Annotated in this window: 20 protein-coding genes; 8 read left to right on the top strand and 12 right to left on the bottom strand. The window is 42.2% G+C overall.

Annotated elements, in window-relative coordinates; all coding sequences use genetic code 11:
- Positions 1–14: 14 nt before the first annotated feature.
- The 4 genes from NGI26_RS05740 to NGI26_RS05725 all read right to left on the bottom strand — a co-directional run bounded on the left by NGI26_RS05740 (position 15) and on the right by NGI26_RS05725 (position 5,300).
- Positions 15–2,666 (bottom strand): valine--tRNA ligase, encoded by a 2,652-nt coding sequence (locus NGI26_RS05740; RefSeq protein WP_251937423.1) that lies wholly within the window; start codon positions 2,664–2,666, stop codon positions 15–17.
- Positions 2,659–4,035, bottom strand: a complete 1,377-nt coding sequence (locus NGI26_RS05735; protein WP_251937463.1) for a beta-carotene 15,15'-monooxygenase — start codon at positions 4,033–4,035, stop codon at positions 2,659–2,661. Before NGI26_RS05735 ends, NGI26_RS05740 begins: the two co-directional genes overlap by 8 nt.
- A gap of 25 nt (positions 4,036–4,060) precedes the next feature.
- Positions 4,061–4,627, bottom strand: coding sequence for a GNAT family N-acetyltransferase (locus tag NGI26_RS05730; protein WP_251937421.1), 567 nt, complete (start codon positions 4,625–4,627; stop codon positions 4,061–4,063).
- Between the two features lie 277 nt (positions 4,628–4,904).
- Positions 4,905–5,300 (bottom strand): helix-hairpin-helix domain-containing protein, encoded by a 396-nt coding sequence (locus tag NGI26_RS05725; protein WP_251937419.1) that lies wholly within the window; start codon positions 5,298–5,300, stop codon positions 4,905–4,907.
- 214 nt (positions 5,301–5,514) lie between these two features.
- Here NGI26_RS05725 and uppS point away from each other — a divergent pair, with 214 nt between their 5' ends.
- The 5 genes from uppS to gmuD all read left to right on the top strand — a co-directional run bounded on the left by uppS (position 5,515) and on the right by gmuD (position 11,717).
- On the top strand, positions 5,515–6,267 hold the full coding sequence (uppS, locus tag NGI26_RS05720) for an undecaprenyl pyrophosphate synthase (RefSeq protein WP_251937417.1): 753 nt from the start codon (positions 5,515–5,517) through the stop codon (positions 6,265–6,267).
- Between the two features lie 9 nt (positions 6,268–6,276).
- Positions 6,277–7,080, top strand: a complete 804-nt coding sequence (locus NGI26_RS05715) for a phosphatidate cytidylyltransferase (RefSeq protein ID WP_251937415.1) — start codon at positions 6,277–6,279, stop codon at positions 7,078–7,080.
- A 21-nt stretch (positions 7,081–7,101) separates the two neighbouring features.
- Entirely contained in the window at positions 7,102–8,358 is a 1,257-nt protein-coding gene (gene rseP / locus NGI26_RS05710; RefSeq protein ID WP_251937413.1) for an RIP metalloprotease RseP, read from the top strand.
- A 15-nt stretch (positions 8,359–8,373) separates the two neighbouring features.
- Positions 8,374–10,227, top strand: coding sequence for a proline--tRNA ligase (locus tag NGI26_RS05705; RefSeq protein ID WP_251937412.1), 1,854 nt, complete (start codon positions 8,374–8,376; stop codon positions 10,225–10,227).
- A gap of 110 nt (positions 10,228–10,337) precedes the next feature.
- Positions 10,338–11,717 carry a 6-phospho-beta-glucosidase GmuD gene (gene gmuD / locus NGI26_RS05700; RefSeq protein ID WP_251937411.1) on the top strand — a complete coding sequence of 460 codons (1,380 nt, stop codon included), beginning with the start codon at positions 10,338–10,340 and terminating at the stop codon, positions 11,715–11,717.
- Between the two features lie 76 nt (positions 11,718–11,793).
- Here gmuD and NGI26_RS05695 read toward each other — a convergent pair whose 3' ends face one another.
- The 8 genes from NGI26_RS05695 to NGI26_RS05660 all read right to left on the bottom strand — a co-directional run bounded on the left by NGI26_RS05695 (position 11,794) and on the right by NGI26_RS05660 (position 20,501).
- Entirely contained in the window at positions 11,794–12,468 is a 675-nt protein-coding gene (locus tag NGI26_RS05695) for a rhomboid family intramembrane serine protease (RefSeq protein ID WP_251937409.1), read from the bottom strand.
- A complete protein-coding gene (locus tag NGI26_RS05690; protein WP_251937408.1) occupies positions 12,452–12,991 on the bottom strand; it encodes a 5-formyltetrahydrofolate cyclo-ligase in 540 nt (179 codons plus the stop codon). Before NGI26_RS05690 ends, NGI26_RS05695 begins: the two co-directional genes overlap by 17 nt.
- 3 nt (positions 12,992–12,994) lie before the next feature.
- A complete protein-coding gene (locus NGI26_RS05685; protein WP_251937406.1) occupies positions 12,995–14,125 on the bottom strand; it encodes an N-acetyldiaminopimelate deacetylase in 1,131 nt (376 codons plus the stop codon).
- 61 nt (positions 14,126–14,186) lie between these two features.
- Positions 14,187–14,885 carry a 2,3,4,5-tetrahydropyridine-2,6-dicarboxylate N-acetyltransferase gene (gene dapD / locus NGI26_RS05680; RefSeq protein WP_251937403.1) on the bottom strand — a complete coding sequence of 233 codons (699 nt, stop codon included), beginning with the start codon at positions 14,883–14,885 and terminating at the stop codon, positions 14,187–14,189.
- Positions 14,886–14,948: 63 nt separating this feature from the next.
- On the bottom strand, positions 14,949–15,881 hold the full coding sequence (locus tag NGI26_RS05675) for a DMT family transporter (RefSeq protein WP_251937400.1): 933 nt from the start codon (positions 15,879–15,881) through the stop codon (positions 14,949–14,951).
- A gap of 9 nt (positions 15,882–15,890) precedes the next feature.
- Entirely contained in the window at positions 15,891–18,440 is a 2,550-nt protein-coding gene (gene pbp1b / locus NGI26_RS05670) for a penicillin-binding protein PBP1B (RefSeq protein ID WP_251937397.1), read from the bottom strand.
- 123 nt (positions 18,441–18,563) lie between these two features.
- Entirely contained in the window at positions 18,564–19,463 is a 900-nt protein-coding gene (galU, locus tag NGI26_RS05665; RefSeq protein WP_251937372.1) for a UTP--glucose-1-phosphate uridylyltransferase GalU, read from the bottom strand.
- 21 nt (positions 19,464–19,484) lie between these two features.
- Positions 19,485–20,501: an NAD(P)H-dependent glycerol-3-phosphate dehydrogenase gene (locus NGI26_RS05660; RefSeq protein WP_251937369.1), complete on the bottom strand. Its 1,017-nt coding sequence runs from the start codon at positions 20,499–20,501 to the stop codon at positions 19,485–19,487.
- 240 nt (positions 20,502–20,741) lie between these two features.
- Between NGI26_RS05660 and leuS the strand changes: the two genes are divergently transcribed.
- The 3 genes from leuS to NGI26_RS05645 all read left to right on the top strand — a co-directional run bounded on the left by leuS (position 20,742) and on the right by NGI26_RS05645 (position 24,561).
- The gene (gene leuS / locus NGI26_RS05655; protein ID WP_251937366.1) at positions 20,742–23,243 is read left to right on the top strand and encodes a leucine--tRNA ligase; all 2,502 of its coding nucleotides are present in this window, start codon (positions 20,742–20,744) and stop codon (positions 23,241–23,243) included.
- 194 nt (positions 23,244–23,437) lie between these two features.
- The gene (locus tag NGI26_RS05650; protein WP_251937363.1) at positions 23,438–24,133 is read left to right on the top strand and encodes a GNAT family N-acetyltransferase; all 696 of its coding nucleotides are present in this window, start codon (positions 23,438–23,440) and stop codon (positions 24,131–24,133) included.
- A gap of 11 nt (positions 24,134–24,144) precedes the next feature.
- Positions 24,145–24,561, top strand: coding sequence for a GNAT family N-acetyltransferase (locus NGI26_RS05645; RefSeq protein WP_251937358.1), 417 nt, complete (start codon positions 24,145–24,147; stop codon positions 24,559–24,561).
- The last annotated feature ends 111 nt before the right edge of the window (positions 24,562–24,672 follow it).

Below are 24,672 nucleotides of genomic sequence, written 5' to 3'. Positions count from 1 at the left end.
CCGTGTTTCTGTGTTTATTTCACCAACTTCTTCATCTCATCAATACGTGCGACGGTTGCGTCGTATTTGGCTTGGTAGTCGGATTGTTTGTCGCGTTCTTTTTGGACGACTTCTGGTTTGGCATTGGCTACGAAGCGTTCGTTAGAGAGTTTCTTACTAACCATATCCAGTTCTTTTTGCCATTTAGCCAGTTCCTTGTCGAGACGAGCGAGTTCTTCTTCGACATTGAGGAGGTCTGCCAGTGGCAAGTAGATTTCTGCTCCTGTGATGACGCTTGACATTGCGAGTTCAGGTGCAGGGATAGTTGATGCGATTTCCAAGTGTTCTGGATTTGTGAAGCGTTTGATGTAGTTGACATTGCTGTTAAAGAAGGCTTCCAAGTCGCTATCGCTTGTCTTAACAAGGATGGTGATAGGCTTGCTTGGTGCTACGTTTACTTCTGCACGCGCATTACGAACAGCACGGATCAAGTCTTTGAGGCTTTCGACACCAGTGTGGGCAGCGAGGTCTTCAAAGGCTGGATTAACAGTTGGGTAAGCAGCTGTGACGATAGAGCTTTCAGAGATTTGTCCAAAGATTTCCTCTGTCACGAATGGCATGATTGGGTGAAGGAGACGAAGGATCTTGTCCAAGGTGTAAAGGAGAACAGAACGTGTGATAACTTTCTCTTCTTCGTTATCGCTATAAAGGACTTCCTTGGTCAACTCAACGTACCAGTCCGCAAACTCATCCCAGATGAAGTTGTAGAGGATGTGGCCAGCTACACCAAACTCAAACTTGTCAAAGTTTTCAGTGACTTTTCCGATAGTTTCGTTGAGGTTGTGGAGAATCCAGCGGTCAGTAACGTTTCCAGCTTCCTTGTTGACAACTTTTTCCACATTGGCAGTTGCTTGCTCAAGGGTCAAACCTTCATTGTTCATGAGGATGTAGCGAGAGATGTTCCAGATCTTGTTGATAAAGTTCCATGAAGCATCCATTTTCTCGTAAGAGAAGCGCACGTCTTGACCTGGTGCAGAACCATTTGAAAGGAACCAACGAAGGGCATCGGCACCGTATTTCTCGATAACATCCATTGGGTCAATCCCATTACCGAGAGATTTAGACATCTTACGTCCTTGCTCGTCACGGATAAGACCGTGAATCAAGGCATTTTTGAATGGCGACTTGCCAGTAAATTCCAAACCTTGGAAGATCATACGAGACACCCAGAAGAAGATGATATCGTAGGCTGTTACCAAGGTTGAAGTTGGGAAGTAACGTTTAAAGTCTTCTGCGTCAACATCAGGCCAGCCCATGGTTGAGAATGGCCAAAGGGCAGAACTGAACCAAGTATCCAAGACGTCTTCGTCTTGAGTCCATCCGTCACCTTCTGGAGCTTCTTCGCCAACGTACATTTCACCTTCAGCATTGTACCAAGCAGGGATTTGGTGACCCCACCAGAGCTGACGAGAGATAACCCAGTCATGAACATTTCCCATCCATTGGAGGAAGGTATCGTTGAAACGAGGTGGGTAGAATTCAACCTTGTCTTCTGTGTCTTGGTTGGCAATGGCATTCTTAGCCAATTGGTCCATCTTGACGAACCACTGAGTAGACAAGCGTGGTTCAACCACTACACCTGTACGCTCTGAGTGACCAACACTGTGAACACGTTTTTCGATTTTAACAAGGGCACCAATTTCTTCCAATTTGGCAACGACTGCCTTACGAGCTTCAAAACGATCCATACCTGCAAATTCGAAGGCCAAGTCGTTCATAGTTCCGTCGTCGTTCATGACATTAACTTGTGGCAAGTTATGGCGTTGACCAACCAAGAAGTCGTTTGGATCGTGGGCAGGCGTGATTTTCACGACACCTGTACCAAATTCAGGATCTGCGTGCTCGTCCCCAACGATTGGGATGAGCTTATTAGCGATTGGAAGGATGACGTTTTTACCGATCAAGTCCTTGTAGCGTGGGTCTTCTGGATTGACTGCAACCGCAACGTCCCCAAACATAGTCTCAGGACGAGTAGTCGCAACCTCAAGGGCGCGTGAGCCGTCTTCCAGCATGTAGTTCATGTGGTAGAAGGCACCTTCCACATCCTTGTGAATCACCTCGATATCAGAAAGGGCTGTGCGAGCTGCTGGGTCCCAGTTGATGATAAATTCACCACGATAGATCCATCCTTTCTTATAAAGCTCAACAAATACCTTGCGAACGGCTTTTGACAAACCTTCATCAAGAGTGAAACGCTCACGAGAGTAGTCTACAGAAAGCCCCATCTTGCCCCATTGTTCCTTGATGGTCGTCGCATATTCGTCTTTCCACTCCCAGACTTTCGTCAAGAAAGACTCACGACCGAGGTCATAACGCGTAATGCCCTCACCACGCAAGCGCTCCTCAACCTTAGCCTGAGTGGCAATCCCAGCATGGTCCATACCTGGAAGCCAAAGCGTATCAAAACCTTGCATGCGTTTTTGACGGATGATAATATCCTGCAAGGTCGTATCCCAAGCGTGACCAAGGTGGAGTTTACCAGTTACGTTTGGTGGTGGAATAACGATCGAATAAGGCTTAGCCTTTTGATCTCCTGAAGGCTTGAAAACATCCGCATCAAGCCATTTTTGATAACGACCAGCCTCAACCTCGGCTGGATTGTATTTAGGTGAAAGTTCTTTAGACATTATTTTTTCTCCTTTTATTTTTTTCAAATTTATAATATCTTTTTGATGGATCTAAATAGAAATATTTTAACAACCAAATTATGCCCCTTCCAATAATTAATGATAATATGAAACAAAAGAAAACAATTATAGTTGAGGCAATAAATTCAGATGTCCAATCAAATGACGAATTTATTAGTTTGGCCAACTCTACTTTAATCTTCCATCCCCATATAATTTCAATTAACTTTGGAATAATACTCAACATTAATAAAGTAAGAAAACAATATATTTGAACTCGATAGAGGTGTCTATCCATTTTATCAGTTCTTATTGGTTTTTTCTTATATTTATTTGTATCAAACTGAGAATTTATTTCCCCTATTAGATTTGGAATTAGTATTGGTAAAAACCAGCTTAGAGCATTGATTAATTCGTTTTCAACTTGATTAAATACTGTCAACAATAATATACTCATTGTTGCAGTTAGCCATGAAGCAATCACTTCTTTTATATCTTTTGCACCATATCCAATCATATTATAAATTTGCCACCAAAAGAATGAATAAAGTACTATATATAAAATGAATGTAAGAATGTCAATTAGTAAAACAGTCTCAGAATTCATAGCTTTAGAAAAAAAGTAATAAAGATAGATATAATACCACAAAAACGAAGTAATAAACATCGTGGCATATACATTCCATAGTGTCCTTCCCTTAGGAACATCTACTTTATTAACTTTTTTAAATATCTTAATTGATACTATACTTTTTATGGTAGATAATATAGATGGTAGTATTAATATTGTTAAAATACTGAACCAGTTGTTTATTTGATTTTCACTTATACCATAATTAGTTAAGAAATACTGAGATACGTTAATCAAAATTGATTCAACTAAATTCAGATTTTGTAAAAAGTAAATCAATATTCCGCAGAATATTCCATCAAAAACATTTATAAAAGCCAAGGATTCAGTACTTTTCGTAAGAAAGTCTCTAAACTTATTAAATCGATTTATATATTTAAATGCATATATCAGTATCAATGCAAACTGGAAAATTATAACTAATTTTAAATCAATTAGGAAGAATATAATCAAAGTTGAGATAGAAATACACCAATAAGTAAGAATAGCAATCTCAGAGATCCTTCTTTTAGAGAATAATTTAAGATAAAAACATATCAAAAACAAAAAAGTTATTATCTCCAGAATAGAAATTGCAATATCCCTGCTAAAAAATAAGCTTAATAAAAATGCGGGAAGTGTTAATCCTAAAATAGATACAAGGGACAGTATAGGAAAAAAAGCAAGCGTATTCAAACATATTTTCCAAACTTGAACAAAAAACTTCCTTACTCTATCATCGGTCTCAAGAAAACACATTAATTTCAAAAATTACCTCCCTCATCTAACAGTTTAAACTCTCCCACTCACTCCTCAGCAAGCCATATATCAGACTGTCACAGCGGTTGCCTTGGGCATCTTTTCGATCCCTTATGCGAGCTTCCAGAGTGAAACCAAGCTTCTCTGAGACTCGTTGACTTTGGACATTGGAGCCAAAACAAGACAATTCTATCTTGTGAAGGTCTAATTCTTTAAAAGCCAGTTCAATCAAGGCACGTGCTGCTTCAGGCACATAGCCTCGACCCCAGTAGTCAGGGTGCAAGGTATAGCCAACCTCCAACACATCGTCTTCGTGGCGATGATTGAAATCGACAGAGCCGATAATCGTATCAGTCCCTTTTACCACAATGCCGTAACCTGCTGGGAGATTGTCCTTTTGATTGCGTTCAGGAAGGATATGCTCCAGATAATAAATCTCATCTTCCAAGCTCTTGACGGGAGGAAAGCCTGCTGGATAGGCAACCTCTGGCAGACTAGCGTAGGCATGGATATCCTCGGCATCCGCAACTGTACGGACTCGCAAGACCAGACGCTCGGTCTCTATTCGTTCCGGTAATTCTGCTCTTGTCATCTTTCTCCCTCGCTTTCTACAAAAAAATCGCCCCTGTCATCAATTTGACAGGGACGAATGTGTTTATCCGCGGTACCACCCAATTTCGGGCAGAGCCCGCAACTCTCGTCTTTATAATAAAAAGACAATATTATTTCATTTTCATCCATCAGCAACCAGTTTTGACACATTTGTGGACTTCTCAGCACCGCCACTTTCTGTAAAATGTGGGATTCAAAACACCTCTAATGGCTTTATTTTAACAAGTTTTTCACGGAAAAGCAAGGAACAAGAAAGATTACTTGAACTTAATGCCGTTTTCTTTTAATTTCTTGATTGTAGCTGGACCGATTCCTTTCAAGGCAAGGAGTTCTTTTTCTGTCCAGTTTTTGAAGTCAGCAGCAGATTTGATTCCTTCATCGTAGAAAGTTTTAGCACGGTCTACTGAAAGTCCGCCTAGATTCGCTGCGAATTCCTCTACAGAGCTAGTAACCTTTTGAGCTTGCTCTTTAGTTGCTTCTACAGTTTTTTCAACTTGCTTAGAAACAGCTTTACCTGCCTCGTTTGCAGCTTTTTCAGCATGCTTCACAACTTTTTTTGTTTCTTCGACAACCTTGTTTACAGCGTTTGAAAGTGCACCTGAACGACGAAGGCTGTTTCTTAATTGTTTTTTACGTTGTAGTTTTTTTGACATGATAAGATCCTTTCAATAAAAACCCCCTGTGATTGAACAAGGATAAAATCTTTATGTTTTATTGTATCAACTTTCTTTTGGAAATGCAAGGCTTGTTCGTTTGGAAAGATAGGAGTTCTATAGGAAATCCCGCCTTAGAATAAGAGAATATGATAGAAGAAAAGCGAAAAATATGGTATAATGAAACGATAGATTTTTAAATAGGAATACAATCATGTTTGGATTTTTTAAAAAAGATAAAGTAACAGAAACACCAGCAGTGGTGCCAGCACATATCGGAGTTATCATGGATGGCAATGGTCGTTGGGCTAAAAAACGGATGCAGCCACGTGTCTTTGGTCATAAGGCTGGGATGGATGCTTTGAGAACGGTAGCGATTGCTGCTAGTGATATGGGTGTCAAGGCTATGACTGTTTATGCCTTCTCGACTGAAAACTGGACACGGCCAGACCAGGAAGTCAAGTTTATCATGAACTTGCCTGTTGAATTTTATGATAAGTATGTCCCCGAATTGCACCAAAAGAATATGAAGATCCAAATGATTGGGGAAACTGATCGCTTGCCTAAACAAACTTTTGAAGCTTTGAAAAAGGCAGAGGAGTTGACCAAGTTAAATACAGGTTTGATTCTTAACTTTGCCCTCAATTATGGTGGACGAGCTGAGATTACACAAGCGGTCAAGTTGATTGCGCAGGATGTTTTGGATGCTAAGGTGAATCCAGGTGATATTACGGAAGAGTTGATTGGGGAATATCTCTTTACGAGGCATTTGCCGAAAACTTTGCGTGATCCGGACTTAATCATTCGAACGAGTGGGGAGCTTCGTTTGAGCAATTTCTTGCCTTGGCAAGCAGCTTATAGTGAACTTTATTTCACAGATGTTTTGTGGCCTGACTTTGATGAGGAAGCTTTGAAAGAGGCTATTGCAGAGTATAATCGCCGCAATCGTCGATTTGGAGGAGTTTAGGAAAAAGTTATGAAAAAGGATTTATTAAAGAGAACGATATTTGCCGGTTTGGCCTTAGCAATCTTTATCCCTCTCTTGGTGATTGGTGGGCTTTGGTTACAGATTGCTATGGGAATTTTAGCCATGCTTGGGGTTCGTGAATTGCTCCAGATGAAGGGGTTAAATACCATGACTCCTGAGGGCTTGCTGACCTTATTAGCGACTTTCGCACTGACAATCCCCCTAGAAAACTACTTGACATTTTTACCTGTAGATGGGAATGTTGTCGCATATGGTGTTGTGATTTTTATCATGTTAGGTTGCACTGTTTTTAGCAAGAATTACACCATTGAAGATGCTGTATACCCAATCGCTATGAGTTTCTATGTTGGTTTTGGATTCAATGCTTTAGTGGATGCTCGAATTGCAGGCTTGGACAAAGCACTCTTGGCCCTCTGTATCGTATGGGCAACTGATAGTGGTGCTTACTTGGTCGGAATGAATTTCGGTAAGAGAAGATTGGCTCCGAGAGTCTCTCCGAACAAATCCATCGAGGGAGCCTTTGGTGGAATTTTAGCTGCCATGCTTGTCACTCTTATCTTTATGTTAGTGGATAGTACGGTTGCCCTTCCTTATGGAATTTACAAAATGACGCTCTTTGCTATTTTCTTTAGTATTGCAGGGCAATTGGGTGACTTGATTGAGAGTGCCATGAAACGCCATTTTGGTGTCAAGGATTCGGGGAAATTTATCCCAGGACATGGTGGGGTGCTGGATCGCTTTGACTCTATGTTGGCTGTTTTCCCTATTATGCACCTCTTTGGCTTATTTTAAGGAAAGGTGAAGAGATATTAAATGTTAGGATTATTAACCTTTATCCTTGTTTTTGGAATTATCGTGGTGGTTCACGAGTTCGGCCATTTCTACTTTGCTAAGAAGTCTGGAATTCTGGTTCGTGAATTTGCCATTGGTATGGGGCCAAAGATTTTTGCCCATATTGGAAAAGACGGGACTGCTTACACGATTCGTCTCCTACCGCTTGGTGGTTATGTCCGCATGGCAGGTTGGAGTGAGGATACCACAGAGATTAAGACAGGAACTCCTGTTAGTTTGACCTTGGCTGAAGATGGCAAGGTTAAGCGCATCAATTTGTCTGGTAAGAAGGTCGATCAAACGGCTCTTCCTATGCAGGTAACCCAGTTTGACTTTGAGGATAAACTCTTTATCACAGGTCTGGTTTTGGAAGAGGAAAAAACTTTTTCGGTAGACCATGATGCGACTATTGTAGAAGCTGATGGGACGGAAGTTCGTATCGCTCCGCTAGATGTTCAGTATCAAAATGCGACTGTCTGGGGCAAGCTTATTACCAACTTTGCAGGTCCTATGAACAACTTCATCTTAGGCGTTATCGTCTTTTGGATTTTGATTTTCATGCAAGGTGGCGTTCGCGATACGCAAACGAATAACTTCAGTATTCTTCCCGACAGTGCACTAACCAAGGTCGGTATTGAAAATACGGCGCAAATCACTAAAGTCGGTTCACACGAAATCAGTAACTGGCAAGATTTGATTCAAGCGGTTGAAGCAGAGACCAAGGACAAAACAGCACCTGTATTGGATGTCACCGTCTCTGAAAATGGAACTGAAAAACAAGTCAGTGTGTCACCTGTTGAGAATCAAGGACGTTATATTCTAGGGGTTCAACCAAGACTTAAATCAGATATCTGGTCTATGTTTGTAGGTGGATTTACCAGTGCGGCTGATTCAGCCTTGCGCATTCTCAATGCCTTGAAAAGCTTGATCTTCCAACCTGATTTGAATAAACTAGGTGGGCCTGTTGCTATCTTTAAGGCAAGTAGTGATGCTGCTAAAAATGGTCTGGAGAATGTCTTGTTCTTCTTGGCTATGATTTCCATCAATATCGGGATTTTCAACTTGATTCCGATTCCGGCGCTAGATGGTGGAAAAATCGTGCTTAACATCATTGAAGCCATTCGCCGTAAACCACTAAAACAAGAAATTGAAACCTATGTTACTCTAGTTGGAGTTGTCATTATGGTCGTTTTGATGCTCGCAGTAACATGGAACGACATCATGCGAACCTTCTTTTAGAATTTGAGGAAAAATATGAAACAAAGTAAAATGCTTATTCCAACGCTTCGCGAAATGCCAAGCGATGCTCAAGTTATCAGTCATGCCCTTATGTTGCGTGCTGGTTATGTTCGTCAAGTATCTGCAGGTGTCTATTCCTACCTGCCACTTGCTAACCGTGTGATTGAAAAAGCCAAGAACATCATGCGCCAGGAATTTGACAAGATTGGTGCGGTTGAGATGCTGGCTCCAGCCCTTCTCAGTGCTGATCTTTGGCGTGAGTCAGGTCGTTATGAAACCTATGGTGAAGACCTTTATAAACTGAAAAACCGTGAAAAGTCAGACTTTATCCTAGGTCCAACCCACGAAGAGACTTTTACAGCCATTGTCCGTGATTCTGTTAAGTCTTACAAGCAATTGCCACTCAACCTTTACCAAATCCAGCCTAAGTACCGTGATGAAAAACGTCCTCGTAATGGACTTCTTCGTACTCGTGAATTCATCATGAAAGACGGCTATAGCTTCCACGCTAACTATGATAGTTTGGATGTTACTTATGATGAGTACAAGGCAGCCTACGAACGTATCTTCACTCGTAGTGGCTTGGACTTTAAAGCCATCATCGGTGACGGTGGAGCCATGGGTGGTAAGGACAGCCAAGAATTTATGGCTATCACACCTGCTCGTACAGACCTTGACCGTTGGGTAGTGTTAGACAAGTCTGTCGCATCATTTGACGAAATCCCTGCAGAAGTGCAAGAAGAAATCAAGGCAGAATTGCTGAAATGGATGGTTTCTGGTGAAGATACAATCGCCTACTCAAGTGAGTCAAGCTATGCAGCTAACTTGGAAATGGCAACTAACGAGTACAAACCAAGCAACCGTGTCGTTGCTGAAGAAGAAGTCGCTCGTGTGGAAACACCAGGTGTCAAATCGATTGATGAAGTAGCTGCCTTCCTAAATGTTTCAGAAGACCAAACAATCAAAACCTTGGTTTATATCGCAGACCAAGAGCCGGTTGTAGCCTTACTGGTTGGCAATGACCAACTCAATGAAGTCAAATTGAAAAACTACCTTGGTGCAGACTTCTTAGAAGCTGCAACTGAGGCGGAAGTGAAAGAATTGTTGGGAGCTGATTTTGGTTCTCTTGGTCCAGTCAATCTTCCAGAAACTGTTAAAATCATCGCTGACCGCAAGGTGCAAGATAGTCGCAATGCTGTTGTTGGTGCTAACGAAGATGGTTACCACTTGACTGGTGTGAATCCAGGTCGTGATTTCACTGCCGAGTATGTCGATATCCGCGAAGTTCGTGAGGGTGAAATCTCTCCAGATGGACAAGGTGTGCTCAATTTTGCGCGTGGTATCGAAATTGGTCACATTTTCAAACTCGGTACTCGTTATTCAGCAAGTATGGGAGCAGATGTCTTGGACGAAAACGGTCGTGCAGTTCCAATTATCATGGGATGTTATGGTATCGGTGTTAGTCGTCTCCTTTCAGCAGTTATGGAGCAACACGCTCGCCTCTTTGTGAACAAAACTCCAAAAGGTGAATACCGTTACGCTTGGGGAATCAACTTCCCTAAAGAATTGGCGCCATTTGATGTACATTTGATTCCAGTTAATGTCAAGGATGAAGCAAGTCTTGCATTGACAAATCGTATCGAAGAAGCTTTGGTCAATAAAGGCTACGAAGTTTTGACAGATGACCGTAACGAACGTGTCGGTGTTAAATTCAGTGACAGCGATTTGATTGGTCTTCCGATCCGTATCACTGTAGGTAAAAAAGCAGCTGATGGTATCGTAGAAGTTAAGATCAAGGCGACAGGAGATACAATCGAAGTTCACGCTGATAACTTGCTTGAAACCCTTGAAATCCTAACAACTAAATAAAATCTATAATCAGAAGAAAAACAAGACAAAAATGTAACTAGTTTTTGCCTTGTTTTTTCTTTATAATGAGATAAAATAAAGATAAAATGAGTAAGTAAAGAGGTAGAGCTATGCTAAAATTTCCAAAGGATTTTGTCTGGGGTTCTTCAACTTCTGGACCACAGACAGAAGGACGAGTACCTAGTGACGGCAAAGGAGATAATCTCTGGGATTATTGGTACCAAGTAGAGCCAAATCGCTTCTATAATGGGATTGGACCAGACAAAACATCGACCTTTTATGAAAATTGGGAAAAAGATATCGAACTATTGTTAGAAACAGGTCACACAGCCTTTCGGACTTCTATACAGTGGTCTCGTATTTTCCCGCAGGGTCGTGGAGAAGTCAATCCTCAAGGTGTGGCTTTCTACCGTCAGGTCTTTGAAGCGATTAAGGCTAAGGGCATCCGTCTCTTAGTCAATCTCTACCATTTTGACCTGCCTTTTGCCCTTCAAGAGGATGGCGATGGTTGGGAAAATAAGGCGACCATCAAGGCCTACGAAGACTATGCCCGTTTCTGTTTTGAGACCTATGGTGATTTGGTAGATCAGTGGATTACCTTCAATGAGCCTATTGTTCCTGTTGAGTTTGGTTATTTCTATGATGCTCATTATCCACATAAGGTGGATGCCAAAGCTGCGGTTCAGGTAGCCTATAACACTCAACTGGCTAGCACTCTTGCAGTCAAAGCTTGTCACGAAATTCTGCCAGATTCTAAGATTGGGATTGTCCTCAATTTGACTCCCGCCTATCCACGTAGCCAACATCCTGCGGATGTCAAAGCTGCTCGTATAGCCGATCTCTTCCAGGCCCAATCTTTCCTAGATCCATCTGTCTTGGGTACTTATCCAGAAGAATTAGTGGAGATTTTAGCTGAGCATGATTTACTGCCAGATTCTACAGCAGAAGAATTGAACCTCATTCGTGAGCATACAGTAGATTTCCTTGGAGTCAACTACTACCAGCCCTTGCGTGTCATGGCGCCACGTTTTGCTAAGCATCCTGACAGTCCGCTCTTGCCAGAGCATTTCTATGAGCCTTACGTCATGCCCGGTCGTAAGATTAATCCCCACCGTGGTTGGGAAATCTATGAGCAAGGGATTTATGACATTGCCCAAAACATCAAGGAAAACTATGGGAATATTGAGTGGATGCTGACCGAGAATGGGATGGGTGTTGAAGGTGAGGATAAATTCCGTGAGAATGGAATGATTCAGGATGATTACCGTATTGACTTTGTTAAAGGTCACCTTCGTGAGCTTCATCGTGCCATCGAAGACGGTGCCAACTGTAAAGGTTACTTGATCTGGACCTTTATCGACTGCTGGTCATGGCTCAATAGCTATAAAAACCGCTATGGTTTAGTCGAGCTTGACTTAGAAACGCAAGAACGTCGCCTGAAAAAATCAGGCTACTGGTTCAAAGAACTCAGTGACAATAATGGCTTTTAAGCAACTTTTCAAATAGATTCAAAAAACCATTGGAAATAAAGCTCTCTGAGAGAGATTCCAATGGTTTTTCTTTGTATTAAAGCAATCCGATAAAAAGTAGTAGGGCTGATAAAGCAATGAAGGCTAGGGTTGCAAGACCACGTTGGACTGGGCTATAAATCTTTCGTTCTCCTCGGACTGGGAAGACGATAGCCAGTAATGCGCCACCAACAGCTCCCCCAACGTGTCCAGCAAGGCTGATTCCAGGGATTAAGACACTACCTATCAGGTTGATGACTAAGAGGGAGAGATAGGATTGACCAAGCTGTTGGAGGTAGGGATTGCGCGAAGCATACCGAAGGACGACAATAGAAGCGAACATGCCGTAAAGGGCAGTTGAGGCCCCAGCTGAGATGGCATTAGGACTAAAGACCAAAACAAAGAGATTCCCCATCATCCCTGATAAAAGATAGATAAAGAAAAATTGTTTGGAACCAAAGATATCCTCCATCTGACGCCCCAAAAAGTAAAGGGATAGCATGTTGACTAAAAAGTGCTGCAAGCCAATGTGGACAAAGATTGCTGAAAACAGGCGCCAGACTTGCTCAGGCATGGCCTTGATGGCAGGAGGATATACAGCTCCGAATTGATACAAGGTTGCTGCACTTGTGTAATTGAAACCACTGGTTAGAAACATGATGACAAAAACCAGGGTTGTCACGAGAAGAAAGAAGCTTGTGACGGGATAACGACGATCAAAAATCTCTTTCATAGATAATTACCTCCTTAACGGGAATATCGTGTGGTTCAGGATGGAAGTCCTGAATCTGACATGGATAAAGTGTGCTGATGGAGTTTCCAGAATAATGGCTCAAATATCTGTCATAGTAGCCGCCACCGTAGCCAACCCGATAGCCAGAAGGATTGAAAGCCAAACCAGGTACATGAATCAGGTCAATCTGAGAGGGTTTAAGGATTGTGAAGTCTCCTTGAGGTTCAAGAAGTCCAAAAGAATTTCTTTCGAGTTTCTCTGGTTCATATAGAACAAAGTCCATTTTCCCATGTGGATAGGTTTTGGGAATGAGGAGTGTCTTCCCATCTTTTTGAGCTTGTTCAATGAGTCTAGCTGTCTGAAATTCATGAGGAAAAGACAGGTAAGTGGCGATGGTTTTTGCTTCCTTGTAGAAGGGATGAAGAAGTAGTTGTTCAGTCAACCAAGCGTCCATGACTTCCTTTTCTTCGGCTGACAGAGATTTGAGTTCTTGCAAGACCTGCTTGCGTAGGACTTTTTTCATAGTTTACTCCGCAGCTTTCTTGGCTAAGAAGCTTGATACCGCATCGACACCGATAGTCAGAGCTTCTTCCTTAGGACTCATCTTTGGATGATGAAGGGCATAGGGACTATCAATACCTAGCCAGAACATGACGCCAGGAATCTTAGAGAGAAGATAACCAAAGTCCTCCCCTGTCATGGCGGGTTCGATATCGATGAGTTCAATTTCCTCTTTTTCATCAAAGAAGGTCATCAATTCACGAGCTAATTTAGGGTTGTTTTCGACTGGCAAATAACCTCCCTGCTTGAGTTCAATCTCCACATCCATATCAAAAGCAACAGCCACGCCCTCAGCGATGGCTTTGACACGTTTCTGAACCAAGAGACTCATACTATGTGTAAGAGCTCGGATGGTTCCATGCAAGAAGGCAGTATCAGCGATGACATTGTTGGTTGTTCCAGCTTGAAAGACACCGAAAGTGACGACAGCTCCCTCGATAGGATCGACATTACGGCTGACGACTGACTGAACTTGTGTCACAAAATAGCTAGCTGCAACCAGGGCATCCTTGGCTTGGTGTGGAAAGGCAGCATGGCCACCTTTCCCCTTAAAGCGAATCTTAACTTCACATGTCCCAGCAAAAAGTGTGTGGGTATTGGTCGCAATCTGTCCAACTTTTAAGTCCGGACGAACATGAAGTCCATAAAATTGGTCAGGCAACCAGTCGCCAAAAGCATCATCTTCATACATGAGCATGCCACCTGCTTCGTTTTCTTCTGCAGGTTGGAAGAGAAAGAGGAGATTGTTTTTGGGTTGTTTTTCTAGAGCACGTTCGAGACTTCCAAGTGCAATGGTCATATGAAAATCGTGCCCACAAGCATGCATGCGGTCTGGGTGTTGAGAGGCAAAGGAAAGGCCTGTTTGTTCAAGGATTGGGAGTCCATCGATATCTGTTCGCCAACCAATGGTACGGTCTGGTTGACTCCCCTGCAAGTAAACTAAAATACCTGTTCGCCAAGTACGAATCTGAACAAAATCCTTGCCAGCTGTTAATTTCTCAATGACATTGAGCAAATAAGCGTGAGTCTTGAATTCTTCTAAACCGATCTCAGGAATTTGGTGAAGATCGCGTCGAGTTTGAATCAAATTTAACATATCTAATTTCCTTCTATTGATACGATAAAGAGGCTGGAAAGGTTTCCGCCTCTGTTACTAATTACAAGGTGCGAAGCGCATCTTCGAGCGCTGTTTTTTGTTGAGTTTGGCTATCGATTTCTTTGATAACACGGGCTGGAACACCAGCTACCACAACATTTTCTGGGACATCTTGAGTGACGATGGCACCTGCCGCAACAACAGAACCGCTACCGATTTGAACACCCTCGATGACCACAGCATTAGCACCGATGAGTACATTGTCACCGACACGGACAGGCTCTGCACTAGCTGGTTCAATCACACCTGCAAGAACAGCACCGGCACCGACGTGACTATTTTTACCGACAATAGCGCGTCCTCCGAGAATAGCTCCCATATCAATCATAGTGCCAGCACCGATTTCAGCACCAATGTTGATAACAGCTCCCATCATGATAACAGCATTGTCACCAATTTCAACCTGATCACGGATGATAGCGCCTGGTTCGATACGAGCATTGATATTGCGCTTATCAAGGAGAGGTACAGCAGAGTTGCGAGCGTCTTGTTCAACAACATAGTCCTTGTTTTCTGTAAGTCCCTCAAGAAGTGGAGCGATATCTTTCCAGTCTCCAAAGAGAACATTTCCTAGCTTGGTAACAGAAGCAGGGATATCTCCAGCAAGTTGTCCTTCAAAGGTCACTTTTACGCTGGTCTTTTTTTCGGCATTTGCGATAAATTGGATAATTTCTTGTGCATTCATTTTTGTAGCAGTCATAGGTGTCTCCTCATTCTTTATAATGCTTACTATTCTACCAAAAAAGGCTCCAATTTTGAAGCCTTAAGTGTTAAAAGAAGTTTCTTTCAGTTTATCCTTTGATTCTTCGATGGATAAGAAGACCATTGGAATAATAATCAAAATCATATCTAATAGCAGATAGCCATCCAAGACTAAACCTAGAAACAGAACGCTTAGAATGGCTGATGATAAAGGTTCGCTTGCACTGACCACTGATACCACCAATGGGGAAACGAGTGAGACAGCCTTCATGGATAGGAAGAAGGCAAAGGCTGTTCCAAAAAAGGCAATGGTCAAACAAATCAAGATGCTTACCCAATCAAGCTGGAAGCTTATTCTATAAACAGGGTAGAGAAAATTACTAAAGAGACCAGCCAGCATCATTCCCCAACCAACAGTGGGAACAAAACCATATTTCCGAGCAAATGGCTGGGGTAAAATGACATTAAACATGACGCCCAGCGCACTGAGAAGCCCTGTCAACAAGGCCAGAGGAGTGATGGATAACTTAGACAAATCGCCTTTGGTCGCCATCAAAAAGACCCCAAGCATAGCCGTCAGAACATAGAAGATCGCTTTTTTAGAAGCCTTTTTCTTGTAGATGATGCGGTTGTAGATAAGAATGAAGACAGGACTGATAAATTGTAGGATGGTTGCCGTTGTCGCATTTGAGTATTCTACACAGAGATAAAAGAAATACTGAACGGAGAAGATTCCTAAGATAGCATATGCCAGAAAAGGCAGATAGTTGTTACGATTTCTCCAAAGGTCGAATAACTGTGAGCGGAACTTAAAGCTAGAAAGGATAAGTACGAAACCACCTGCAATAGTTAATCGCATGGAAGTAATCCAACCAGAGGAGACTTGATAATGGGTAAAGAAGAATTCTCCTAAAATACCACAAATACCCCATATTAATCCAGATAGGAGGGAGTAGATGGTCCCCTTAAAAATATTCTTTTGATAGTGATTCATATAGAAAGGTCAGCGTTGTAGTCTATTTGACGAAGAGTTGTTGCTATCAGTGGTAGTATTATTGTTATTATTACCACTATTATTGCTGTTATTATTGTTATTGTTGCTATTATTATTTCGATTATTGCTGTTATTATTGCTATTGTTGCTTGAATTATTATTGTTGGAATTAGATGATTTTGGTAAACTTCCTAAAATAGTATTCCAAGCATTTTGGTAATCAGCATCACTACCACCGATAGCAAATTTATAAGTAGTCGTTGGAGCGCCAGCTTGATTCGCCCAATAACTGGTTACAGTTTCTCCAGTTACTTCAATCTCTTTACCGTTGATAGTGACCCTACCAGGCTTCTGCCCAGTCGACTTAAGGACTTGAGAAGAAGTGACACTTGAATCAAGGCTAAAGCGTTCAGAACCCCAAGCAGAAGGAGAAGCTTGTTGAATAGCGTTTACGAGGTGAGCCATATACTTAGCATTACGATAGTATGCACCTTTGGCTAACGAACTGTTATCATCGTGACCAATCCAGCCACCAAGGGTCAACCGTGGAGTGGAAAGCATGAGCCACATATCACCTTCCTCGTTGGTTGTACCGGTTTTTCCAATCCAATCAGCACGTGTTAGACTGGGATTTATGCCATAAAGGTCGCTTTGGAAACTTGTAGTTACTCGGGATGAAAGTACATCTCTCAGTAGGCTCTGCATAATGGTTGCAGTCGCTTTAGAGTAGACCTGCACAGGTTCGTCTTTATGCTCATAGATTACTTCACCACTACTTTTTTCAATTTTTGAAATCATATATTTCTTGTTGTAAATACCATTATTGGCTAGTGTTTGGTATCCGTTTGTATGTTGAGCTACAGTAACCTCAATTCCTCCTCCCATAGGAAGACTTTCAATACCGTATTCTGGGATTTCATAACCCATTTTTTCCATGTAGGAGCGGACATCAACTCCTTTTTCACGAAGCATACGATAAGTCCAGTAGGCTGGGATATTCCAGGAGTAATTTAGAGCTTCCTTAAGATTTATCATAGCTGTCCCCGGACTGTTGACGTGCATGATTGGAGTTCCATTGGCAAAGTTGGCTGGATAGTTTGATAGGATGCTAGCACTGCCCATCAAACCTTGGTCAATGGCAATACTGTAGGCTAGGATAGGTTTTGTAGTAGAAGCAGGAGAACGTTTGGTATCAAAAGCGTGGTTATTTTGATTGCTTTGATAATCGCGACCACCTACAAATCCTAAGATAGCTCCCGTTTGGTTATCCATCAAGACATTCCCAACTTCAGGTTGACCACTACTATCATTTAAAAGGTAGCCATAATTTGCTACAGCATCTTGCATAGCAGTATAGATTGCTTTGTCGATTGTAGTTGTGATACGGTAACCACCATTTTGAATTTCTTTTTCAGCTAATTCACGATAAGATTTTTGGATAGATTCATTCTTGAGTTCTTGAGCGGAAACATTATCTTTTTTCACCAAGTAATCATACATGAGATTCGTTGCTTCATCAAGTGCAGTAAAGTAGAGATAACCTTTAGAAGTTACGTTTACACTTTCTGCTGGCAAGAAATCTTGCTTAATGTCGTATGCTTTATAGGTTTCGTAGTCTTCTTGGCTGAGGACTCCTGTTCTGTACATATTGTAAAGAACAGCTTTGGAACGCTTGATACCCAGTTCCATATCCTCTTCGCTCTTCATCTCCCCAGTAGATTCATAAGGTGAGTAGGAGATAGGACTTTGTGGCAATCCTGCTAAGAATGCTGCTTGTGGAATCGTTAGCTGATTGGCATCAACACCGAAAATACCCTTGGCTGCTTGTTGAGCTCCTGAGATATTTTGCCCTTTATTGTTACGGCCAAATGGAGCGACGTTGAGATAGGTGGTCAAGATTTCGTCCTTACTCATTGCTCTCTCTAAGGCTAGGGCGTCCACGATTTCAGTTGCTTTACGAGCTAGTGTAGGAGCATCACCAACCACTTGCTGCTTGATGAGCTGCTGGGTCAGTGTCGATCCACCACTAGAAGAACCAAGTCCGATAAAATTTCCTAGACTGGCACGAATAACTGCTTTAGGAACGACCCCATTATGTTCGGCGAAATGTTCATCCTCGGTCGCAACGATAGCTTGTTTGAGATTTTCTGAGATAGCATCTGATGCGACAGATGTCCGAAGGAGGTCGCTTTCGATAGCACCAATCATGGAACCGTCAGCATAGCGAATTTCAGAGATGGATGAAATATCGTTCACTTGTTTGACTAAATCTTCTGTTTGAGGAACGGTTACCTTGTCAAATAGAGATACAGCATAACCGAAAACGACCCCAGTACCTAAAAGTCCACCAAGGAAGGCGATGATAAATAGGGTATTAAAGGTTGCCTTGATGCCCAATAAGATATTAGCAAAGATAGTCCAAATATTCGTTTTGGTTTGCTTTTTCTTTTTAGTCTTTTTAGGGCCACCTTTACCTAAATGTATATTTTTTAGTTTTGATTTTAGGGACTGAAGGAAAGCCAGTCCTTTTTCTTTCATAGATAATAATGTATTTTTCATTTCTTTCCTCACTCCTTATTATTATACCATAAAAGCAATGATTGCAAGAAATTAGTCTCAGACTAGCTTTAGAGCTATTTAGGCAATAAAAAAACCAGGAATATTCAACCTGGTTTTAAGGGTTTATTTTTCTCCTGAAAGTTCTTTACCGAGATCAATCAAGTAGTCTTTCAAGTGGTCTTTAACTTGAGGATGTTTAAGAGCGTACTCGATGGAAGTCTTCATAAATCCAAACTTGTCTCCGACGTCGTAACGAGAGCCTTTAAACTCACGAGCAAATACTCGTTGAGTTTTGTTGAGTGTGTCGATAGCGTCTGTTAGTTGGATTTCATTTCCGGCACCAGGTTTTTGATTTTCAAGGATACCAAAAATCTCAGGTGTGAGTAAGTAACGACCGATGATGGCAAGATCACTTGGAGCATCCTCAGGCGCTGGTTTTTCAACGAAGGTTTCAACACTGTAAAGTCCGTCTTTTCCTTCTCCTTGAGGCGCGATGACACCATAGGCAGAAACTTCTTCGTGTGGTACAGGCATGACTGCAATGGTAGAAGCGTGAGTCTCTTCATAATCATTCATAAGCTGCTTGGTCAATGGAACAGCATTGTCATCAGTGATATCCATGAGATCATCTCCGAGCATTACCACAAAGGGTTCGTTCCCGACGAATGCTTTGGCTTGTAAAACGGCATCTCCGAGTCCACGTGGATGTGTTTGACGAATAAAGTGAAGGCGCATGCCAGTCGTTTCATCCACTAATCTTAAGAGATCCGTTTTCCCCTTTTCCCTGAGGTTGTATTCTAGTTCAAAGTTTGAGTCAAAGTGGTCTTCGATCGAACGTTTTGACTTCCCTGTTACGACAAGAATATCCTCAATTCCAGACTTAAGAGCTTCTTCAACGATGAATTGAATGGTTGGTTTATCCACAATTGGCAACATTTCTTTGGCCAAGGCTTTGGTTGCTGGAAGGAAACGAGTTCCAAGCCCCGCGGCAGGGATAACAGCTTTTCTAACTTTTTGCTTCATGAGCTTCCTTTCTAACGGTGATTATGACCACTCGTTTTCTGCCTTGAACTCGTTACTCATGAGTTCAGAAACAGCATCTTTAATATTAACATTTTCATAAATAACTTGGTAGATAGCCTGAGTAATAGGCATATAAACTCCAAGCTCTTGCGCCAATTCGTAAGCTGCTTTGGTTGTTGAAATTCCTTCGATGACCATTCCCATATTGGCTTCGATATCAGCTAAGGCTTCGCCACGTCCAAGAGCATCTCCAGCTCGCCAGTTACGTGAGTGGACAGAAGTCCCGGTAACGATTAAATCCCCAACCCCTGAAAGTCCGCTATAAGTCAGTGGATTTGCACCAAGCTTGACACCCAGACGAGTGATTTCTGCAAGCCCGCGCGTGATAATGGCAGCTTTTGCATTGTCTCCAAAGCCAAGTCCATGTAGGGCACCTGCACCAACAGCAATGATATTTTTAAGAGCACCAGCTGTTTCTACTCCAATCACATCTGTATTGGTATAAAGACGGAAGTAGTGGTTGCTAAAGAGTTTTTGGACATATTGAGCGGTTTGTAAATCTTTCGAAGCAGCAGTGATCAAGGTGATGTCGCGGACGATCGTTTCTTCCGCATGACTAGGACCAGATACAACCACAATTTCACTGCGTAACTCTTCAGGAATTTCTTCTTCGAGAATAGTTGAGAGACGTTTGTGACTATTTGGCTCAAGACCTTTTGAAGCATGCATGATGACGACTTTATGGTCAAGAACAGCAGCCACTTGTTGAGCTACCAGTCTGGTCACCTTAGTTGGGACTACGAACAAAACAGCGTCAACACCTTTCAAAACTTCTGCCAAATCATGATAGGCTACAATTTTTTCGTCTAATACAATATCCTTGAAATAGCGTTTATTGGTATGTTGTGTATTGATTTCGTCAATTTGGTCAGGAATATTTCCCCAGATACGAACTTCGTGTCCATTGTCATTTAAAACTTGTGACAGAGCAGTACCCCAAGAACCAGGCCCTAAAACAGCGATGGTTTGTTTGTTCATTTTCCCCTCCTTCTGAGAAAGCACTTTCCTATATTCTACCATAAAAAGACCTTTCTTGCATCTATATTATTTATGAAGGAATAATTGAATGGTAAATGATAGATATTGGAGAATTTTTAGAAATTATTTTGTAGAATAGCCTAGTGCTCAAAGTGCGAAACGATAAAAAACACGAAAAGGAGAACAATATTCCCCCTAAAAATGGTATAATAGGAGCATCACGAAAATTGGAGAGACGCTATGAGTTTTTACAATCATAAAGAAATCGAGCCTAAGTGGCAAAAATACTGGGCTGACCATCATACCTTTAAGACAGGAACAGATGCCTCAAAACCTAAGTTTTATGCACTTGACATGTTCCCTTACCCATCTGGAGCGGGTCTTCACGTAGGACACCCAGAAGGCTATACAGCTACAGATATCCTTAGCCGTTTCAAACGTGCCCAAGGCTACAATGTCCTTCACCCAATGGGTTGGGATGCCTTTGGATTGCCTGCAGAGCAATATGCCATGGATACGGGGAATGACCCAGCAGAATTTACAGCGGAAAATATTGCCAACTTCAAACGCCAAATCAATGCGCTTGGATTCTCTTACGACTGGGATCGTGAAGTCAATACAACAGATCCAAACTACTACAAGTGGACGCAGTGGATCTTCACTAAGCTTTACGAAAAAGGTTTGGCCTATGAAGCGGAAGTGCCCGTAAACTGGGTGGAGGAACTCGGAACAGCTATCGCCAACGAAGAAGTCCTTCCTGACGGAACTTCTGAGCGTGGAGGCTATCCAGTTGTCCGCAAACCAATGCGCCAATGGATGCTTAAAATTACTGCCTATGCAGAGCGCTTGCTCAACGACTTGGATGAGTTGGATTGGCCAGAGTCTATCAAAGATATGCAACGCAACTGGATCGGTAAATCAACTGGTGCCAATGTCACCTTCAAAGTGAGAGGGACTGACAAGGAATTCACTGTCTTTACTACACGTCCAGATACTCTTTTCGGTGCGACTTTCACTGTCTTGGCACCTGAGCATGATTTGGTAGATGCTATCGTCAGCCCAGAACAAGCTGAAGCAGTTGCAGACTACAAACACCAAGCCAGCCTCAAGTCTGACTTGGCTCGTACAGACCTTGCCAAAGAAAAAACAGGGGTTTGGACTGGTGCTTATGCCATCAACCCTGTCAATGGCAAGGAAATCCCAATCTGGATTGCCGACTACGTTTTGTCTAGCTATGGTACAGGTGCTGTTATGGCTGTCCCTGCCCACGACCAACGTGACTGGGAATTTGCCAAACAATTTGGCCTTCCAATCGTAGAAGTACTGGAAGGTGGAAATGTAGCTGAAGCTGCTTATACAGAAGATGGCCTTCACGTTAATTCAGACTTCCTAGATGGATTGAACAAAGAAGATGCTATTGCCAAGATTGTGGCATGGTTGGAAGAAAAAGGCTGTGGTCAAGAAAAAATCACTTACCGTCTCCGCGACTGGCTCTTTAGTCGTCAACGTTACTGGGGTGAACCAATTCCTATCATTCATTGGGAAGATGGGACGTCAACAGCAGTTCCAGAAAATGAGTTGCCACTTGTCTTGCCAGTAACCAAGGACATCCGCCCTTCAGGGACTGGGGAAAGCCCATTGGCTAACTTGACAGACTGGCTTGAAGTGACTCGTGAAGATGGCGTCAAAGGTCGTCGTGAAACCAACACTATGCCACAATGGGCCGGTTCAAGTTGGTACTACCTCCGCTATATCGATCCACACAACACAGAGAAATTGGCTGATGAGGACCTCCTCAAACAATGGTTGCCAGTCGATATCTACGTGGGTGGTGCAGAACACGCCGTTCTTCACTTGCTTTACGCTCGTTTCTGGCATAAATTCCTCTATGACCTCGGTGTCGTTCCAACTAAAGAACCATTCCAAAAACTCTTTAACCAAGGAATGATCTTGGGAACAAGCTACCGTGACCATCGTGGGGCTCTTGTGGCAACTGACAAGGTTGAAAAACGTGACGGTTCCTTCTTCCATGTGGAAACAGGAGAAGAGTTGGAGCAAGCACCAGCTAAGATGTCTAAATCCCTCAAGAACGTGGTTAACCCAGACGATGTGGTGGAACAATACGGTGCTGATACCCTTCGTGTCTATGAAATGTTCATGGGACCACTCGATGCTTCGATTGCTTGGTCAGAAGAAGGTTTGGAAGGAAGCCGGAAATTCCTTGACCGTGTTTACCGTTTAATCACAAGTAAGGAAATCGTTGCGGAAAACAATGGTGCTCTGGACAAGGTTTACAACGAAACCGTTAAGGCTGTCACTGAGCAAATCGAGTCCATGAAATTCAACACAGCCATTGCCCAACTCATGGTCTTTGTCAATGCGGCTAACAAGGAAGACAAGCTCTATGTGAACTACGCCAAAGGCTTTATCCAATTAATCGCCCCATTTGCGCCTCACTTGGCAGAAGAACTCTGGCAAAAAGTGGCAGCAACAGGTGAGTCTATCTCTTATGTAGCTTGGCCAACTTGGGATGAAAGCAAATTGGTTGAAGACGAAATCGAAATCGTTGTCCAAATCAAAGGTAAAGTCCGTGCCAAACTCATGGTCGCTAAAGATCTATCACGCGAAGAATTGCAAGAAATTGCTCTAGATAACGAAAAAGTCAAAGCAGAGATTGACGGCAAAGAAATTGTGAAAGTGATTAGTGTACCTAATAAACTCGTTAATATTGTTGTTAAATAACGAGTTTATTAGCCCTATTTACCACCTTCAATAGTCCACTGGACTATCGAAGCCAACTAAATTGGTTAATATTGTGGTGAAATAAGCTATGAATCCTTCAGAGTAGAACCTGGAGGATTTTTTGATTTTTTTCATGAAAGTATGATATACTATGTGCAATTATAAAGTCTGAAAAGCAAAACAAGGAGAAAGATATGCCAGTAAATGAATATGGTCAGATGATTGGCGAGTCAATGGAAGGTTATACACCAGGTGAAGCACCTGCTATTGATTGCTTAGAAGGGCGTTATGCTCGGATAGAGGCTCTTTCGGTAGAAAAACATGCGGAGGATTTACTAGTTGTTTATGGTCCAGATACGCCTCGAGAGATGTGGACCTATCTCTTTCAGGAGCCAGTGGCAGATATGGAGGAACTTGTCAGCCTTTTAAACCAGATGTTGGCTCGTAAGGACCGTTTTTTCTATGCTATCTTGGATAAGGAGACGGGTAAGGCCTTGGGAACCTTTTCTCTAATGCGAATTGATCAGAATAACCGAGTAATAGAAGTGGGTGCCGTGACCTTTTCACCAGCACTTAAGGGTACGAGGATAGGGACAGAAGCCCAGTATCTCCTAGCGCGCTATGTTTTTGAGGAGCTTAACTATCGTCGCTACGAGTGGAAATGCGATGCTCTAAATCTTCCATCTAGAAAAGCAGCAGAACGCTTGGGCTTTATCTATGAGGGAACCTTTCGCCAAGCTGTTATCTATAAAGGTCGTACTAGAGATACGGATTGGTTGTCTATGATTGATAAGGACTGGCCACAAGTCAAAGCTCGATTGGAAACATGGTTGCGTCCTGATAATTTTGATGAAAATGGGCAACAGTTGAAATCTCTTAGAGAATGTTAGGGATGCTTGCTATGATTAACATTACGAAAGAAACATCTGTTTCAATTGATGACGTTTTGCATCTCTATCAGGCAGTTGGCTGGACAAACTATACCAATCAACCACAGATGTTGGAGCAATCTTTAGATCACTCATTGGCTATTTATGTTGCTCGTGATGGTGAGGAAATCGTTGGTTTAGTGCGTCTGGTTGGAGATGGTTTTTCATCGGTCTTTGTCCAGGATTTGATTGTTTTGCCTAGCTATCAGCGCCAAGGGATTGGTAGCGACTTGATGAAGGAAGCTTTAGGGGATTTCAAAGATGCCTATCAAGTCCAACTAGCGACCGAACAGACAGAAAAAATCTTGGGATTTTACCGTTCCTTGGGTTTTGAAACCTTATCTACTTATGATTGCACAGGAATGATTTGGGTAGATCGAAAAAAATAAAATAATTTTTTTATCTTAAGTTAATTTTAAGTCTTCTCTTGTATTATATAGTTATTAAGTAAAGACCTCCTAACTTTATTTAATGAAATCCTAAACTTTTCTTTTTCATCA

Origin of the sequence: Streptococcus sp. Marseille-Q0941, from assembly GCF_943736975.1 — a bacterium.
Lineage (GTDB): Bacteria > Bacillota > Bacilli > Lactobacillales > Streptococcaceae > Streptococcus.
Note: the sequence above shows the minus strand (reverse complement) of the source record. Positions and strands in the feature narration are given on the sequence as shown.